Genomic DNA, 17644 nt, shown 5'->3' on the forward strand with positions numbered 1-17644 from the left:
ATTTGCTAAAAATTATAATATTCAATATACATGTTTAAAATTACATTTATTTTATTCCTTGGAACTTTATTACTTAATTCTTGTAATGAATTAGAAAACAACAACCTAGTTAAAGATAAAGTAAATTCAGAAATTGATAATTCTTTTAATTTGAACGAGGGCAATCTTTTAAAAGATGTAAACACTTATGACTCTGAAGGTTTTATTAATGCCTTAATTGAAATTCCAACAGGAACCCGAGAGAAGTGGGAGGTGAGTAAGAAAACTGGTCAATTAGAGTTAAATACGAAAAAAGGTAAACCGCGTAAGATTGAGTATTTGCCTTATCCAGTGAATTATGGAATGATTCCAAATACTTTATTACCTAAAGAAGAAGGAGGCGACGGGGATCCATTAGATATTATAGTTATTGGCGATCCAATTCCAAAAGGAACAGTTGTGCCATGTAGAATTTTAGGCGTATTAAAGTTATTAGATAAAGGAGAACAGGATGATAAATTAATCGCTATTCGCGCTGAGAGTCAATATTACGATGTTAACAATATTCAAGAATTAGATAGTGCTAAAAATGATCTGACCAAACTAATTGAAATTTGGTTTACAAATTATAAAGGTCCCGGAAAAATGGTGTTTCAAGGATATGGAGATGTCAGTGAAGCCATGCACCTTTTAGAATTGTCCATTGTTAAGAATTAAAAATCGCCTAACTAGCAAACTAATTAGGCGATTTGAAAATTGAAAATTTATTCGATTAATTCAGAATTAACTTTTCAGTTTTAACTCTTGAATTTTGAATTACTGTAATGATATATGTCCCTTTGTCAATTGCAGTTACATCAATAATCGCATTATCGGTGCCATTACCTGTTAAAACAACACTTCCTTTTAAGTCAATAATTTGATAATTAAACGCTCCTTCAGTTTGTACATTCAAATTACCTTGAGTAGGATTCGGGAAAATATTACAATCAGTCAATAATTGATCAGCTAAGCCTACATCACCTGGTTCGTCAACAAATGTTGGTATGGCATCGAAAGTTGTTCCAAAGCCAAAAGTTTCTCCACCAGCTCTTCCTGGAGGTAAAGAAGTGATTTTATATGCTAAACCAATAGCCTGATCCGCAGTAATTGATGCATCTTCTTCTGTTGTTAAACCTTCATCACCATTCCACATCCATTCACCATTTCTATTCATAAAGCCACCATAGTATGCTTTCCATTCACTTCCATAAGCATATAAAGTTACTTTACTTACCCACGGCATGTCTTGTGTCGCAGAAACAATGCAAGAATCGTCAGCCATTCCGCTTTGAGAATCAATTGTGTTTGTCGTTACGAACGATCCCGAAATAGATTGGTTATTGTCTGGATCGAAATTATGGTAATAAAAAACATTTTCAAAAGTTTCATCACCAGTATTCGCTATTGTCATTTCGGTTGAATAATAAAGTTGATCTTTTTGTAAAGAGTAGACAATTGTTAACTCAATGCCGTCAACTTCACCAACCCAAGTAACAATAGTGGAGTCAACAGAATCGTAATAATCAGTAAGTTCTCCTGGTATTTCAAATAGACCTGCTGTAGCATTATTTCCTTTAGTATACTGTACCCCATCCAATGTATAAGTTAAACCGAAACCACATTCAGGTGATCCTGGCATAAAAAAATCGCCATTATATTCAGTCCAATCATCCATTTGAGGATTGGCAACAAAACCAATATTTTCACCACCCCCACGACAATACAAGGAATCTGGATTTATACATGGCGCTCCCTCGTAACCTTTCGCATTAATACCCACAACGACATAGTCTCCTACTAAATAAGCATGACCATCGACAATTTGTCCATATACTGAGGATACCCCAAAGCACAGGCAAAAAATAATTGAAATTTTCTGTAAAATTTGTTTCATAGAGTTTATTTTTTAATTAAACGTTAAGTTTATAACGAATTTATTTAGCGGAAAGTTGCACCATAAAAAAATGCTTTTTAATGCGTTAAATAATCTTAATTTGGAATTGGGTATTGATCTTTTTCTGAGCAAGTAAATTAATACTCATTTCACTTAGTTGTAAAATGCGTGCATAACCACCAGTTGTTTGACAATCACGCATCAAAACTATAAAATCTCCTCCTGGTGTAAGTTGTATTGTTCCTGGTTGAACTGGTCCTGATATTATCTCAAATCCTTTTATTTGTTTAGTCGTTTCTAATCGGTTTGCCATTCGATTACTCAAACTAGATACAGCATATTTTTGCGAGAGAATCTTATTTTTTGTTAGATCAGATAATTGATGAAATTCTGGACCTTCAAATACCTTTATTTCTTGATCAATACGGATCAATTCGAGCTGACTTTGCTTGTTTGGTGTAAATTTGGTTAATGGATTATAATCAACTCTCATCGTTTTTGTTAAACGTGATATTTCGGTAATTCCTGGATAAAAACTACTACTTCCCATTATCTCAGTCGAATTAAATCCACCGGCTATTGCTAAATAGCCATAATTACCTTCTCTTACTTGTCCTATTTTTAAGATGTCATTAGCTTTAATTTGCAACAATTGGTTCTGTTGAACTATTTTATCGTTTAGTTTTAAGTCACATTGAGCACCACAAATAGCGATATAGGTCGGTGAGTAGAATTTTAAAATAGGACCGCTGTGAACGAATTCTAAACAAACAGTGTTTAAAGAATTGCCAACTAAGCTATTTGCTACTTTAGCTGAATGTTGATCCATAAAGCCACAGAGGGGAATGCCGAAATTTCTATATCCAAAACGTCCTGCATCTTGAAGAGTTGTGTGAATTCCACTGCTTAATAACTCTAACATTCGAATCTTGTTTTATAATTGTTCCAATCAAGCGGTTTTTTTGTTAATAGGTCAAATTCATTAATTGTTATATCATAGAATTGAAAACTATCTCCTGATTTAAAAGGACTGGGAGATTGATTGTTAACATTAAATATTTCTAAAGGTGTTTGACCAATAATTTGCCAACCCCCAGGACTTTGTTGTGGATAAATACCTGTTTGCTCATTTGCAATTCCAACAGAACCTTTAGGTACGTTTAATCTTGGAGAAGACTTGCGCGCATATGAAAGGACAGGATTCAATCCTCCTAAATATGTAAACCCCGGTAAAAAACCAATGAAATGGATCCTATATTTCGGTTTTGTAAATAGATCTATAAATAATTCCTTGGATAGCTTTTTCTCGATTAATATTTCTGGTAAATCATAAGCGAATTTATCATCAAAACAAATTGGAATTTTCCATAAGGTTTGATTTATACTAGCGTTTTCAGTATTAAGATCAAGTGAATTTATTTTCTCTGAAAATTGAAAAGGATCAATTCCTGCTTTTAAATAAATACATAACGAATTATATGTATTTACCATTTCAATTATTTCATCTCCAAATAACGTATTGAATAATTGTTTTGTGTAAAGAATACGATCCAATAAGTTATCGTTGACTTTATCCTTCCAAGTATTAAGGACCGCAGATTCACCGAAAGGAATTGAATTTAGAGCTAGCCCCATTATTTTTTAGCTATTTGGTTTTGAATCTCTTTTAATATTTCAATGGCAAAATCATTGTCGCCATGAATACAATATGTTTTAGCAACTAAGGGAATGAATTGATCGATGTCGATCATAATCCTATTTTCTTCAACCATCCGTTCCAAATGTTTCCATGCGAGCATACTATTTTCAATTAATGCATTCTTTTCAGTTCGTCTAGCTAAAGTACCATCCGAATTGTAATTTCTATCAATAAATGCTTCAGGAACGACTTCAAAAAATGGTTTTGCTAAATTGATGAGTTGTGAATTAGGGTGGGCATAAATAGCAAAAGGATATTGATAAGATTTTAATAAATCTAAAACTAGATTCGATTTATTGAAGTCTGAAACCAAATCGTTATACAAGGCGCCATGCAATTTAATGTGGTTGATTTTTATATTTAATTCTTCCGCAGAATTTAAACCTAGCTCAATTTGTTCATTTAATGCGCTAATCAGATCGTTATTGTTAATGGTCAAACTCTTTCTTCCAAAATTTATTTTATCTGGGTAAGAAGGATGAATTCCAATTTTTAAATTATTATCAAATGCTTTGCGAGCAGTTTCTTTGAATGTGGAGCGATCACCAAAATGACCTCCTCAAGCAATATTACATGATGTGATATAATTCATGATATCAGATTCATTGGCAATACCTTCACCTAAATCACAGTTAATATCTATATTTTTCCAAAGATCATTCATAGAAATGTGCTAATGGTTTTAATTAACAAGACTAATGTTAGGAATAGGACCAAAGCACCAAAAAAGTTTTGGTATATATTGTTTTTAAATTTGCCAACAATTGCAGATCTGTTCATTACCCAAATTAAAAAAATAACGATCATCGGTAAGAGTAATGCATTTGTAATTTGTGCAAAATAGATGATTGCAATCGGTTTTTTACCGATTATGGCTATTAATGTTCCGCATAGGAGTACGAAAATCCAAATACTCCTAAATTGAACGGACTTCATTTCACCTTTCCAACCTAAACAGCCTTTTGCTACGAAAGCAGCAGCTAATGGAGCCGTAATTGCTGATGTTAGTCCTGCGGCAAACATGCCAAAACCTAATAAAACATTAGCAAACTTACCATATAAAGGCGTTAATGTTGTTGCTAAATCAGCCATATTCTCAACAGTGCCTCCTTTAGCTGATGCCGCGGCAATAATTACTGCCATAGAAACGAATCCTCCTAATAAGATAGATACGATCGTGTCTTTTCTGACTTTTCTTAAATCACTGGTTTTTGACCACCTCTTTTGAACGATTGATGAATGCAGAAAGAGGTTGTATGGAACGACTGTCGTACCAATTAAACCGAGTATCATTAATAAACTTCCTTCGGGAAATGAAGGAATGAACATGCCTTTGAATAATAGTTGAAGATCAGGTTTTGTTATAAATGCCGCAATAACAAATGAAATACTCATTAATAATACGAGTGTAATAAGTATTCGTTCAAGAATCTTATAATTTCCAATATAAAGAATTATAAAAGCTAAAAAACTTAAGATTAAAAGTAGCAGGTTAAATTCATGTCCCAATATATTTGCGTTGAAATTCGGTATTAACGTAGATAGTCCCATAACACCACCCGAAATATTACCACCTTGATATGCGCTATTACCAATGATTATTGCGGAAATTATTAATCCTATGGAAATATTTCGAATGATAGGTGATTTTATTTCTTTTCGAATCGCGCTGGCTAAATCGGATTGATAGATTAGACCAAGTCTTGCAGCCATCTCTTGTAAAATAATTGTTCCAAAAATAGACAATAACATTGTCCACAATAAGGCAAAACCAAAATTAACACCAGCTAATGTGCAAATTGTAATAGTCCCTGGACCAATAAATGCGGCTGCAATTAAAGTTGCTGGGCCAATATTTTTGAAAGGGTTAAAATTCATTTTTCCAATATAATGAATTATACAAATTGCAAATTAGAATTTATCAATTTGCTTTTAATAATTTATCATTAATTTTAGAATTAAAATCATTCTATCGGAAATAAGCAAACTAAAAACAATCGTCAATTAATTTTGATTCTTTTAATCTTGTCTGGAGAAGCCATCTTTGTTCTTCCTTTTGTATTAATTCGCGTCTTTAGAACAGTCTATTTGGATGTTTTTAATTTGAATCATACAGAATTAGGTATTTGTTATTCTATTTATGGTGTCGTTGCATTAGTCGCATATTTATTTGGGGGCAGTTTTGCAGATCGTATTCAACCAAGATATTTAATAGCTTTTTCTTTAGTTATCACGGCCTTTGGAGGCTTTTATTTAAGTTCAATACCTTCCTTTATTGGTTTGCAAATATTATATGGGTTTTGGGGATTCTCTACAGTCTTCTTTTTTTGGTCGGCAATGATAAAGGCAACACGATTATGGGGAGGTAAATCTGATCAAGGAAAGGCATTTGGTTTTTTAGAAGCAGGTAGGGGACTTGTTGCGGCAAGTTTTGGATTAATAGGGGTTTTTATTATATCATCCCTACTAGGTGAATTGGATTTAAACCAAACTCAGATAAAAGTAAATGCACTGCGAACAATTATTTTGGTGACTTCTTTGCTTGTAGCTTTAATAGGTGCCGTCGTGTTTTTCTTTTTAAAATTTGAAAATTCAAACGAATTTACCAGTCATAACCCTGTCAAAAAAGATTATTTACTGGTTTTAAAGGAAACGAAAGTTTGGCTGATGATGTTAATTGTTCTAGCTGGCTATATTGGTTATAAAATCACAGATATTATTCCTCAATTTAGTCGTGACATTCTAGGTTTTTCGGATTTAGCATCAGCTAAAATAGGGACTTCTTTTTTATATCTAAGAATGTTAGTAGCCTTAATATTTGGGTTTCTCGCGCAAAGAATTAATGCAATTAAACTAATTTCGATCAGCTTTGTTTTCGTTTGCATAGCAAGCATTGTTTTCAGTACATACGATGTTCAGTTGGAATTACTGATTTATTTTTTCGGACCGCTGATCTTTTTAGGATTGGGAATTTATGCTGTTCGAACGTTATACTTTTCGTTATTTGAACTAACAGGAACTCCTTTGACGATTACAGGGGCTATGATCGGAGTCATTTCCGTCGTAGGATTTACCCCTGAAATCTTTATGGGACCAATTATTGGATATTATTTAGATCAATATCCAGGAATAGAGGGCTACCATTATTTATTTAGTTTTTTGGCAATAGTTTCCCTCATCGGTACAATATCAACAGTTGTATTATATAAGTTGAATATCAACTCAGTCGATTTGCCAATAAAAAATAAAAACTAATAAATCGAAAAGGGATTTGTTTTTAAAACCAAACAAAGTATTCGATCATTTTTTTTGTTTAAAAGACCTAAGCTGTCTTTTTACCTTTGTTTTTGCCGTCTAACCATTTACCACCTTTAACTTGACCAAGGTATGTAACTGTTTTACTTCGACCATATTGTTCAATAGCCAACTCGACTTCTGCCATATTTTCTCTTCTTATTTTAACTAATGAATTTGAACCCTTGGTTCTTAGTTCTAAATAAAATCCTTCTTTTAACTCTACCGGTTTTGTAGCCGGTCTTCCTTTTTGACGCTGCATTCGTTCTTCTTTATTCTAATTTAGGGTAAATATGCAAAAAAATAGCCGATTTTTAGCATAATTAATTCGTGTTTGTGGAGAAATCGGCAAAAATGATGAAAACTAAACTGTTTTTATTGAAATTCACTTGTTAAATTTTCATTAAAAGTTAATTAACTGCTTTTTATTTCCATTAGAAAATTGCTTCGAATCCATGTTAAACTGTCTGAAACATTTTCAAATACATTTTCTTCAGGTACCAAATCAGGTATTATATCGATACTTTCTAACATCAGTTTAGGATATTTGTTTAATCCAACAAATAGTATTTGGATATTGTTTCTTGAGAGTTCTATTAATACATCCTCCATGGCATATAATCCAGATTGATCTATATATGTCATTTTACTTGTGCGAATAATTACAATACACGCTTCTTTAGGAATTTGTTTTGCAAGTATTTGGAATTCACTGGTAGAACCAAAGAATAACGGTCCATTGACATGTTTAATGAATACATTTTCTTTAAATGAAGCTGGAAAGTTTTGTTCATCTGCCCAAATAGGTTCTTGATCAAGCGTACTAATATTAGAATGTCGCGTAGTTAAATCACCAATTTGTTTCATGAATACTAGGGATGCTAAAACAAGTCCAATACCGACGGCATAAACCAAGTCCCAAACAGATGCTAGGATTAAAACGACTATCATGATTAATACTTCGGATTTTGGCATCTTTGGAATCGCTTTTAATCCTTTGTAATCCATCACACCTATGCCTACCGTGACTAATATTCCAGCTAAAACTGCGGCTGGAATTTTTGATGCGACTGGCCCCAGTGTCAGTAAGATCATTAATAATAAAACACCCGCAATCATTCCTGATAACCTTGTTTTCCCCCCTGCATTTATATTGACAATTGTTCTTATCGTAGCTCCTGCACCTGGTATGCCTCCAAAAATTGAAGCGATAGAATTGCCAATTCCTTGTCCTACAAGTTCTTTATTAGGATTGTGTTTAGTTTTTGTCACGTTGTCAGCAACTACGGAGGTCAATAATGAATCGATAGCACCTAATAATGAAAGTGTCAGGGCTGTGAATATATATGGCTGAATTCCTGCCCAACTAAATTCTTTAAAAACCTCCCAATGTGGAATGGGGAGTCCTGTTGGGATTTCTGAAATGGTTTGATAGTTTAATGAAAAGCCCACAGCAATACTGGTCATCACAATAAGGGCTATTAAAGTACTTGGAATAGCTGTGGTAATGCGTTTAAAACCATAAATAATAATGATAGTACCCAATGCAAGCCAAAATTCTAACCAATTAATCTGTTGAATAGCTTTTGGAAACATTTTTATTGCTCCAATTACTCCCGAAGCTTCTTTACTTGCCAAGGTTTTAGCTTCAACCATTATTAACGAATCTGAAATAGCACCCGCACGTTGAATTGTTTCTTGAAAGTCTTCCAAAACTAAGATGTCTTTGCCAGCTTCTTCGTGAAGAATTTTTTCGAGTAGAACTGCTTCAGCTTGAGGTTTAAAACTATTAACAAATTCTGTATCTTCTTTTGGGTAGTATCCTATTGCCGGTAATATTTGTGTAATTAAAATCATAATTCCAATGGCAGACATAAATCCAGAAACAACAGGGTAGGGTATGTATTTTATGTATTGTCCGACTCCCGTAAATCCCATGATAATTTGAAAGAGTCCAGCCAATAAAAATACACTTAAAATTGTTGGAATAGCGCTTTCAAAATCGCCGTCATTCGCGGCGATTAAACCTGCCACAACAACCATGCTAATTGCTGTCATTGGTGCTGTAGGTCCAGATATTTGAGTGTCGGTTCCTCCGAATAATGCCGCAAAGAAAGCAATGAAAATAGCCCCATAAAGACCGGCATCAGGCCCCATGCCCGAACTAACACCAAATGCTAATGCAAGGGGAAGGGCAACAATACCGGCTGTTAGCCCACCAAATAAATCTCCTTTAATATGTTTGAAATTGAAATAGTCTCTCATTGAATTAATGTAAAATAAATAACTAAAAAATTAAATTTTAGTCGATAGTAAAGTTAGGATTTGGATGTGATGTTTGAGCTAAATATCCTCAGGTTGATAAGTCAAAACTTGAACAAAAACATCAACCTTCATAGTAAATAATGAAGGCAAAAAATCGATATTTTTAAGTCGATAACTTCTCATCGAATGGACTATAAGTAAATTGTCTTTTCTGTATTTGCTTGATTCAATACTCTTTTATAATAATACGATTATTTTTAAGAAGAATAGTAAGGAAGAAGAATATATTTTGAAATTCATGTAGGTTTTGTATCTTTGTACAGTGAGAAGATTTTTGTCCATATTTTTTCTTTTAATTTTTACTTATCAATCGATAGGTCAGAGTATCAATTACCATTATTGTCACGGCGAATTAACAGGTGTTTCACTTGTTGAATCAGTTCAGTGTTGTTGTGCACCAAATGTGAATATTTCTGAATGTTCACCAAAAAGTATTGGTAATGATTTGAAAATTAATAAAACGGATTGTTGCTCGACTTCATCAAGTACTGAGATTACAGAAATTGTAAATGAAAAGATAACAACGAATCCTGTTCATGTAATTCAAACTTTAACTGAAGTTTTTATTGCTGATTTGGTTGAACTTAGTTCGGTTCACACCAAGGCTATAAAGCATTATTACGAACCGAATCTAATATTTGACATTCCTGTCAAATTGCAAAGTTTCATCATTTGATACCGTTTCAATTTCGTAAAAGATTTTGTTAAACGAATAATCAAATAAAAATGCAAAAATTATTATTAATAGTATTGTTACTAATAGGTACAAATGCTATTTCACAAACAACAAAAATTATTCGTGGTAAAGTTATAACCACCAATAAATTAGATAAAAAAAGTGCCTTACCAGGAGCGAAAATAAGATGGGTCAATGATGCGAATGTTGCAGTCTCAGACGTGAATGGTAAGTTTACGATCAAGAATGAAAACTTACCTGATACAATTAAAATTTCATTCACAGGCTACGAAACATTAACCTATTGGGTGACAGATGCTAGTCAAGAATTAGATTTCGATTTAAAACAAGGTAATATTCTTGATGGAGTAGAAGTCATTGCGAAAAACAGAGGGAAAAGTATCGATCTTATCAGTGCAACAGGAGTTGAGCATATAGGAGAGGATGAATTGAGAAAAGCAGCTTGCTGTAATCTTTCAGAGTCTTTCGAAACCAATGCTTCTGTAGATGTAAATATAACAGATGCTGTTTCTGGAGCAAAGAAAATCCAAATGCTTGGATTGGATGGTGTTTATACGCAATTACAATGGGAAAATATTCCTTTGGTGAGAGGGTTGTCAACTTCATACGGTTTGAGTTTTACACCTGGAACATGGATAGAATCTATTCAAATCACAAAAGGCACAGGTTCTGTTGTTAACGGTTATGAATCAATGGCTGGCATGATTAATTTGGAAATAAAAAAGCCAACTGAAAGTGAACGGTTTTATGTAAACTTATATGGGAACAAATTCGGACGAGCTGAAGTTAATTTTCATGGTGCTCAAATGCTGAATAAAAAATGGTCGACTATGAGTTTTATCCATTATTCTAATCAATTATTTGAATCAGATGTTAATAATGATGGGTTCAGAGATATGCCAATTGGTTCAATCATTGCATTAATGAATCGATGGTCTTATCAAGGTGATAAAATGGAGGCTAAATTTGGTGTGAAAGCCACTTATGGCGACAAAATGGGAGGTCAATTAAAAAGCCAACCAAACGACGTGGCTTCGGGTTTGTGGAATGCTAAAATGAATACTGAACATGTGGAATTGTTTTCTAAAACTGGTTTCTATTTAAAGAATAGACCGTCTGGCAGTATCGGTTTAATCAGCCAATGGAAATATCATCATATGAACAATGTTTTTGGTAATTCTAGTTATGATGGTACACAGAAAAAAGGTTATTTAAATGTGATGTATGGAGATATAATTCGAAATACAAATCATAATATTAAAACTGGCTTGAGTATGACTGTCGATAATTACAATCAAGTTTATAATGACTCGAACTTTGTGAAAACTGAAATTGTACCAGGCGCTTTTGCTGAGTATACTTATAACTCATTGGATAAATTAATTTTGGTTTTGGGTGTAAGAGGAGATTATCATAATTTGTATGGCCCCTTATTTGCTCCAAGATTCCATGGTAAGTATAACTTTTCAAAGAGAAATGCTTTAAGAATAAGTGTTGGAAGAGGTTACCGAGTTCCAAATCCATATGCTGATTTTATGAGCCAAATGGCAAGTAATAGAAAATGGATTGTTAATCCTAATCTAACACCAGAAGATGGTGTTACATCAGGAATAACCTTTACGCAGAAATTTTTGACAAATGACCATGTCTCTACTTTTTCTGTTGATTATTTCTACACCCATTTCTTAAATCAATTAATCATTGATATGGATGTGGATCCGAACGAAATTCATATCTATAATACAAATAGTACTTCATTCTCACATAGTGTTCAGGCTGAATTAACGATAAAGCCATACAAGGTACTTGAACTGAGAGGTGCATTTAAATATTATAATGTACAAGCAACTTATAATAATGAATTGCAACAGAAAGCTTTCGTACCGAAGTATAGAGTATTATTAAATATTGGTTATGAATCACGCAATAAAAAATGGTTGGTTGATGTAACAGGAAATTGGGTGGGTCGTAAACGATTACCGAGTACTGCTACCAACCCTGAAATATACCAACGTGCAGAAATATCTGATGATTATTGGCTTCTAAATAGTCAAATCACTTATAATTTTAAGAAGTTTAGTGTATATATTGGAGGTGAGAATTTATTAAATGTCATACAGAAAAATGCGATTATTTCTTCAAATGATCCTTTTGGTACGTATTTTGACGCTACACAAATATGGGCACCTATAAGTGGTGCGAATGTTTATATAGGATTACATTATAGTTTAAAACAAAAAAAGTAAATATAAAATGAAAAATTTAGGAATATTATTAGTTGGATTGGTATTAGTAAGCGGTTTGTTTTCTGTTGAAAAGCAACCAAAAGTTAAAACAGTAGAAATTTTAACAAGTTCTGTTTGTGGAGATTGTAAAGATCGAATTGAAACAGAGTTGAATTATACAAAAGGGGTTATTTTTTCAGAGTTAAATCTGGAAACAAAAATAGTTACTGTAAAATACAAAACAAAAGTCCTTTCGGAAAATGACATAAAAGTCGTGATCGCAAATTTAGGATATGATGCAGGTGAAACAAAAAGAAATGACGAGGCTTTCGGTAATTTGCCAAAATGTTGTCAGTCTGAAGGTCATTGCGCTAGATAATTCATAGAACAATACTCAATTAAACGCAACCTTAACGGGTTGCGTTTTTTTTGTGTAATTTTCTCAAATAGTATTGAATTGAGAAGCATCATTCGAAGGTAAGTTTTAGACTCATTCATTGAAAATTACCTTTGATAGGACATTTATTGGAAGCTTTAGTGTTTATCTTTAATGGAATTAAGAAACAAGTATTTTTAGGATCGGTTATTAAGCAAATATCAATTAACTTTATGCAAAATTAGAATATGGATTTTTTAGACGAGAAATTAGAGGAATACCTTGAGGTAAACACGAGTGAAGAATCGAAAGAATTAAATGATTTGTCTAGGGAAACGCATCTTAAAGTTTTGCGACCTCGAATGCTGTCAGGGCATCTACAGGGCCGATTTTTGAGTATGATTTCTAAAATGATTAATCCTAAATATATATTAGAGATTGGCACATACACTGGTTATTCGGCAATGTGTTTGGCTGAAGGGTTAAATCCAGAAGGGAAATTAGTAACGATTGATAGGAATGACGAATTAAAACCTATTTTGAGTAAATACTTGATGAGCTCTGAATATGCTTCAAAAATTGATTTACATTTTGGTTTGGCGACAGATATAATTCCTACTTTAGAAGGAGGAATCGATTTGGTATTTTTAGATGCAGATAAACCTAATTATGCCAATTATTTTAACTTGGTGATAGATAAATTAAATCCTGGTGGTTTTATTCTAGCAGATAATGTATTATGGAGTGGAAAAGTAGTTGAGGAAGCTAATGCGGCTGATAAAAGTACACAAGCGATAGTTGATTTTAATAAAATGGTGAATGATGATGAACGTGTTGAGAATGTTATGTTGCCAATTAGAGATGGGATTACACTGATAAGAAAAAAATAATGAGAATTGTAGATTTTAGAAGTGATACTGTAACCAAACCTTCAATTAAAATGAGGGGATTTATGTTGGAAGCTGAAGTCGGGGATGATGTTTTTGGTGACGACCCTTCCATCAACGAATTGCAAAATTATGCTGCGAAAAAGTTCGGTAAAGAAGCTGCCTTATATTGCGCATCTGGAACTATGACGAATCAAATCGCTATCATGACACATTGTTCGCCTGGTGATGAGTTAATTTGTCATGAAGAATCTCATATTTATCGTTACGAAGGAGGTGGAATAGCAAGGAATGCGCAAACTTCTGTAAGATTGCTTCGTGGTAATAATGGTCGTATTGAAGCGAACCAAATCCCTGAACAAATAAATCCTTTTGATCCACATTATCCAATAACAAGGTTGGTAAGTATTGAGGATACCGCCAATAGAGGTGGTGGGCGTGTTTATGACTTCGAAGAAATAAAGCGAATTAAATTAGTTTGTGATGAATTAAATTTAAAACTACATCTTGACGGAGCTAGAGTTTTTAATGCTTTGACTATTAATAATATTGATCCCTTGAGCTATGGGAAACAGTTTGATACCATATCGATTTGCTTGTCTAAAGGATTAGGAGCACCAGTAGGATCGTTACTTTTAGGAACGAAAGAATTTATTGCAAAAGCGCATCGCATTAGAAAAGTATTGGGTGGAGGAATGAGGCAAGCAGGAATTATCGCTGCTGGTGGACTGTTCGCTCTTAAAAATAATATCAAACGATTGAATGAAGATCATAGTCGTGCAAAAAAAATCGGAAATGCTTTAACCGATTTGGATTGGGTAAAAGTTGTTTGGCCAGTTGAAACGAATATTGTGGTGGTTGAAGTAAAAGATAATTTTGATGAGTATGAAATTGTCGAAGATTTGAAAAAATCTGGTATTTTATGTGTTACTTTCGGTAAGGGTAGAATCAGATTTACAACGCATTTAGATATTGATGATAATGATGTAGAGTTTTTAATAAATCACTTCAAAAAACATGTTCAAAAATAAAATAAATGAATTGAACAGGGTTCGCAAACTGTTGGTTTCATCAGCTATTGCAGTGTTTTTACTCGGTTGTTCGACAGGAGAATGGTCGCATGATCAAAAAAGCACTATTTTGGGAGATTGTAGGGCAGAGGGTGGCACAAAAAAGTATTGTAATTGTTTTTTAGAAAATATTATTTCACAATTTCCTGATCCAAATGAATTTGAAAAAATTGATTTTGAATCGGCTGTAAAAATTGCAGAAGAATGCAAATAAATATAAAAATTTACTCCTTATTAGTTTTTGGGATACTTGTCGTTTCATGTCAATCGGACGAAATGGAATCGAATACAATCTCAATGGAGGATTTTTCAGGAGGAACAGGTACTGAGGATTTAATAGTTGAAAAAGTAATTGAAGATACTTTGGCTTTTGAAATTCAAGTAGAGCAGGTCAATAATTTTGTGATTGAGCAAAAAGGGGAGTATAGTATATCTGCTCAAGATGAATTTATGTTGCTTGATCGTTTTAACCCCGAGAAAAAGGAAAAATTAAGATTCGTAAGTAAAGTAGAGGCAACTGACAGTATTTTTAATAGTTATGATCTGTTTTATTATGCTTTTGAAGATACTGTAAAAACTAAAAACGCCCTTTATAATTGGTTTGATTGTTTTGGCGATGGTTGCCAAATGATTAAGATGAATGAAAATATAGAAGATTTGCAAACGAAAGGATTACAAACTTTAGTATTCGAAAAAGAAATCGTCATTTTGGTTAACAATTCTATCTCTTCAACGGAATGGACAAAATTGGGAGGAGATCTTAAAAAAAATTGGATCGAAAATCCTAATCTTACTTTCACTGTTAGTAGCAGTAAGAAATTAATTTGGTAATTAAGCTAAATTTTATTGTACTTTTCCTTTCCTTTTTGCGTATTCTTATGTAAAGTTTTGAACCTAACAAAAATTAAGAAAAATTAAATGGACAAATTCAAGCGGTTTACAATAGTTTTGGCGAAATTTTTCCCAATTCAGCTTGTACTTTTGCAATTAAAGAATAGTCATTTTATTTTATTCATTTGGTTCATTTTGTTTGGTCTTGTTACTCAAACTATAGCAAATAAGTTCGGGATGCCTTATTTGTTTTTATCACCAGAATACTTAGGAAGTGTAAATTGGTTGTCTTATTTTGTTCTAGGCTTCGCGATTGGCGTTTTTTTTATGGCTTACCATCTCTATAGTTACATTATTTTGGGACCAGCTTTTCCTTTTATTGTTACTTTTTCTCGTGCTTTTTTCAAATTCTCTATTAACAACTCTTTTCTGCCTCTCTTATTCTATTTTTTCTTACTCGCTAATATTTATGATGTCCAGCATAGGGAAGAATTAGTTGGGAATGGTGAGATTTTTGTTGAGATGTTATCTTTGACTGCCGGAATAGTCGCTTTTATTCTTATCTGTGTATTCTACTTTTTCAAAACGAATGTTGATATTTTCAAAATTAAGAATCGAAAAAATACACGATATACTTATGTAAATAGCTTATTTGGAAAAAGGAAATATTGGTTTAACACAAGAGCGACGGTAACCTATCAACCTTCTTATTACTTTTCGTCAATGTTCAGAATATCCTTAGCAAGAGATGCTTCTCATTATGACAGAACGGTAATTCGAGATATATTCAGGCAGAACCATTTAAACGCCTCACTTTTCGAGATTATCATCATCATTTCATTCCTATTACTTAGTTTATTGCAGGAATTTCGTATTGTTGTAATACCCGCAGGTGCTAGTTTTTTCCTGTTAATGACTTTGATTTTGATGTTTGTTTCAATTTTTTATTCGTGGTTTAAAAGTTGGGCATTATCTCTAATTTTCATTTCTTTTATTGGCCTTAATTACTTCTCAAAAGGAACTGGGATTTTAACTTCAAAAAGCAAAGCCTATGGATTGTCTTATAAAAACAAGGTCATCTATAATCTTGATAGCCTTAAAACAATACAATTTGACGAAGCAGTTTTAAAACAAGAAATTGTATATCACGAGAATATTCTTAAAAAATGGAAAATTAAGGCGAGAGCGGCACAAGGAGCAACTAAGCCTAAATTGATTATTGTGAATTGTTCTGGAGGAGGATTGCGATCTGCAATGTGGACCAATTATGTACTACAAGAACTCGACAAAAACACAGAAGGAGTAGTGCTGCAAAGTACACATATGCTTACAGGTGCATCTGGAGGAATGGTTGGAGCAGCTTATTATCGAGCAATTTCTCAAGTTAGTGAAGGTGATTTGACGGATAGACAAAGAGAGAATGTCCTGCGTAATATATCAAGTGATATGTTGAATAATGTTGCATTCAATCTAGTTTCGCACGACCTATTTTTAAGGTACCGTAAGTTAGAATTTGATAATGAGTTTTATTTAAAGGATCGCGGGTTCGCATTTGAACAAAAATTGAATGTAAATACACAGTTCGTAATGAATAAAGATTTGGGTGATTATCATTTGGCCGAATTAAATAGTGAAATACCTTTAATGATTTTTTCTCCAACTATTATTAATGATGGAAGACGTTTGATTATATCATCTCAACCTATGAGTTTTTTAAATGGATTAAATTTTACAGAAAGTAAAATTGGACCGGAGAATATTGAATACATCAAGCTCTTTAAAGATAATAATCCTTTGCGCATTAAATTCACTTCAGTTTTGAGAATGAATTCGACTTTCCCATACGTATTACCAGCTGTTGCAATGCCTACTTTACCTGAAACATATATTATGGATGCTGGTATTAGAGACAATTATGGAACCAAAACTTCAATTCGATATCTTGCCGCACTTAAAGATTGGATCAAAGAAAATACAAGTGGTGTAATATTAATAGAGATTCGAGATATTAATAAGGATTATGATCTTGGTGATAAAAGTGAATACTCTTTATTTGATCGTGTTATAAAACCAGTCGGCAATTTTTATGGAAATTATCTGCATGCACAAGAATATGATGCAGCAGAGCTCTTAGCACTGACTAAAAGGTCAGGTTTAAAGGTAGATGCCGTTACTTTTGTATTAAGAAAAGATCCGAACGAGCGAATCTCTTTGAGTTGGCACTTAACACAAAGAGAGAAAAATGACATAATCAAAACATTTCATAATGAATATAATCAAAATGAAATGAATATTTTAATAGATTTGCTCCAACCTTAAATTGTT

At 32.9% G+C, this 17644-nt stretch carries 16 protein-coding genes and 1 pseudogene; 10 read left to right on the top strand and 7 right to left on the bottom strand.

Annotated elements, in window-relative coordinates:
- Positions 1–30 precede the first annotated feature (30 nt).
- Positions 31–696 (top strand): inorganic diphosphatase, encoded by a 666-nt coding sequence (locus T367_RS21830; protein ID WP_051568453.1) that lies wholly within the window; start codon positions 31–33, stop codon positions 694–696.
- A 55-nt stretch (positions 697–751) separates the two neighbouring features.
- On the opposite strand, the gene T367_RS0108450 is transcribed toward T367_RS21830, so the two are convergent.
- The 5 genes and pseudogenes from T367_RS0108450 to T367_RS0108470 form a co-directional block, all read right to left on the bottom strand.
- Positions 752–1915 carry a T9SS type A sorting domain-containing protein gene (locus T367_RS0108450; protein WP_027419458.1) on the bottom strand — a complete coding sequence of 388 codons (1164 nt, stop codon included), beginning with the start codon at positions 1913–1915 and terminating at the stop codon, positions 752–754.
- Positions 1916–2000: 85 nt separating this feature from the next.
- Complete coding sequence (locus T367_RS0108455) at positions 2001–2837, bottom strand: 5-oxoprolinase subunit C family protein (protein ID WP_027419459.1); 837 nt, start codon at positions 2835–2837, stop codon at positions 2001–2003.
- Positions 2831–3550 carry a 5-oxoprolinase subunit PxpB gene (gene pxpB / locus T367_RS0108460; RefSeq protein WP_027419460.1) on the bottom strand — a complete coding sequence of 240 codons (720 nt, stop codon included), beginning with the start codon at positions 3548–3550 and terminating at the stop codon, positions 2831–2833. Before pxpB ends, T367_RS0108455 begins: the two co-directional genes overlap by 7 nt.
- Positions 3550–4278 (bottom strand): annotated as a pseudogene (locus T367_RS21835) (LamB/YcsF family protein). The gene pxpB and the pseudogene T367_RS21835 overlap by 1 nt, the downstream one beginning before the upstream one ends.
- A complete protein-coding gene (locus tag T367_RS0108470) occupies positions 4275–5492 on the bottom strand; it encodes an Nramp family divalent metal transporter (RefSeq protein WP_027419461.1) in 1218 nt (405 codons plus the stop codon). The pseudogene T367_RS21835 and the gene T367_RS0108470 overlap by 4 nt, the downstream one beginning before the upstream one ends.
- A gap of 132 nt (positions 5493–5624) precedes the next feature.
- Between T367_RS0108470 and T367_RS21840 the strand changes: the two genes are divergently transcribed.
- Complete coding sequence (locus tag T367_RS21840) at positions 5625–6869, top strand: MFS transporter (RefSeq protein ID WP_169736043.1); 1245 nt, start codon at positions 5625–5627, stop codon at positions 6867–6869.
- Positions 6870–6936: 67 nt separating this feature from the next.
- Here the strand turns inward: T367_RS21840 and T367_RS0108480 are convergent, their stop codons facing one another.
- Positions 6937–7170 carry a hypothetical protein gene (locus tag T367_RS0108480; RefSeq protein ID WP_027419462.1) on the bottom strand — a complete coding sequence of 78 codons (234 nt, stop codon included), beginning with the start codon at positions 7168–7170 and terminating at the stop codon, positions 6937–6939.
- 152 nt (positions 7171–7322) lie between these two features.
- Entirely contained in the window at positions 7323–9173 is a 1851-nt protein-coding gene (locus T367_RS0108485; RefSeq protein ID WP_027419463.1) for a SulP family inorganic anion transporter, read from the bottom strand.
- Positions 9174–9495: 322 nt separating this feature from the next.
- Between T367_RS0108485 and T367_RS0108495 the strand changes: the two genes are divergently transcribed.
- From T367_RS0108495 to T367_RS0108530, 8 genes are all read left to right on the top strand, one after another.
- Complete coding sequence (locus T367_RS0108495; RefSeq protein WP_157454173.1) at positions 9496–9909, top strand: HYC_CC_PP family protein; 414 nt, start codon at positions 9496–9498, stop codon at positions 9907–9909.
- Between the two features lie 50 nt (positions 9910–9959).
- Positions 9960–12176 carry a TonB-dependent receptor gene (locus T367_RS0108500; RefSeq protein ID WP_027419465.1) on the top strand — a complete coding sequence of 739 codons (2217 nt, stop codon included), beginning with the start codon at positions 9960–9962 and terminating at the stop codon, positions 12174–12176.
- A gap of 7 nt (positions 12177–12183) precedes the next feature.
- Positions 12184–12534 (top strand): heavy-metal-associated domain-containing protein, encoded by a 351-nt coding sequence (locus T367_RS0108505; RefSeq protein ID WP_027419466.1) that lies wholly within the window; start codon positions 12184–12186, stop codon positions 12532–12534.
- Between the two features lie 245 nt (positions 12535–12779).
- Positions 12780–13421 carry an O-methyltransferase gene (locus tag T367_RS0108510; RefSeq protein ID WP_027419467.1) on the top strand — a complete coding sequence of 214 codons (642 nt, stop codon included), beginning with the start codon at positions 12780–12782 and terminating at the stop codon, positions 13419–13421.
- Complete coding sequence (locus T367_RS0108515) at positions 13421–14449, top strand: threonine aldolase family protein (RefSeq protein ID WP_027419468.1); 1029 nt, start codon at positions 13421–13423, stop codon at positions 14447–14449. The genes T367_RS0108510 and T367_RS0108515 overlap by 1 nt, the downstream gene beginning before the upstream one ends.
- Positions 14436–14702: a hypothetical protein gene (locus T367_RS0108520; protein WP_027419469.1), complete on the top strand. Its 267-nt coding sequence runs from the start codon at positions 14436–14438 to the stop codon at positions 14700–14702. The genes T367_RS0108515 and T367_RS0108520 overlap by 14 nt, the downstream gene beginning before the upstream one ends.
- The gene (locus T367_RS0108525) at positions 14693–15319 is read left to right on the top strand and encodes a hypothetical protein (RefSeq protein ID WP_027419470.1); all 627 of its coding nucleotides are present in this window, start codon (positions 14693–14695) and stop codon (positions 15317–15319) included. Before T367_RS0108520 ends, T367_RS0108525 begins: the two co-directional genes overlap by 10 nt.
- Before the next feature lie 87 nt (positions 15320–15406).
- Positions 15407–17638, top strand: a complete 2232-nt coding sequence (locus tag T367_RS0108530) for a hypothetical protein (protein ID WP_027419471.1) — start codon at positions 15407–15409, stop codon at positions 17636–17638.
- Positions 17639–17644 lie beyond the last annotated feature (6 nt).

The organism is Crocinitomix catalasitica ATCC 23190 (assembly GCF_000621625.1).
GTDB lineage: Bacteria > Bacteroidota > Bacteroidia > Flavobacteriales_D > Crocinitomicaceae > Crocinitomix > Crocinitomix catalasitica.

Coding starts and splice junctions, on each gene's coding strand:
- T367_RS21830 (WP_051568453.1), top strand. CDS start 31: ATGTTTAAAATTACATTTATTTTATTCCTTGGAACTTTATTACTTAAT.
- T367_RS0108450 (WP_027419458.1), bottom strand. CDS start 1,915: ATGAAACAAATTTTACAGAAAATTTCAATTATTTTTTGCCTGTGCTTT.
- T367_RS0108455 (WP_027419459.1), bottom strand. CDS start 2,837: ATGTTAGAGTTATTAAGCAGTGGAATTCACACAACTCTTCAAGATGCA.
- pxpB (WP_027419460.1), bottom strand. CDS start 3,550: ATGGGGCTAGCTCTAAATTCAATTCCTTTCGGTGAATCTGCGGTCCTT.
- T367_RS0108470 (WP_027419461.1), bottom strand. CDS start 5,492: ATGAATTTTAACCCTTTCAAAAATATTGGCCCAGCAACTTTAATTGCA.
- T367_RS0108480 (WP_027419462.1), bottom strand. CDS start 7,170: ATGCAGCGTCAAAAAGGAAGACCGGCTACAAAACCGGTAGAGTTAAAA.
- T367_RS0108485 (WP_027419463.1), bottom strand. CDS start 9,173: ATGAGAGACTATTTCAATTTCAAACATATTAAAGGAGATTTATTTGGT.
- T367_RS0108500 (WP_027419465.1), top strand. CDS start 9,960: ATGCAAAAATTATTATTAATAGTATTGTTACTAATAGGTACAAATGCT.
- T367_RS0108505 (WP_027419466.1), top strand. CDS start 12,184: ATGAAAAATTTAGGAATATTATTAGTTGGATTGGTATTAGTAAGCGGT.
- T367_RS0108510 (WP_027419467.1), top strand. CDS start 12,780: ATGGATTTTTTAGACGAGAAATTAGAGGAATACCTTGAGGTAAACACG.
- T367_RS0108515 (WP_027419468.1), top strand. CDS start 13,421: ATGAGAATTGTAGATTTTAGAAGTGATACTGTAACCAAACCTTCAATT.
- T367_RS0108520 (WP_027419469.1), top strand. CDS start 14,436: ATGTTCAAAAATAAAATAAATGAATTGAACAGGGTTCGCAAACTGTTG.
- T367_RS0108525 (WP_027419470.1), top strand. CDS start 14,693: ATGCAAATAAATATAAAAATTTACTCCTTATTAGTTTTTGGGATACTT.
- T367_RS0108530 (WP_027419471.1), top strand. CDS start 15,407: ATGGACAAATTCAAGCGGTTTACAATAGTTTTGGCGAAATTTTTCCCA.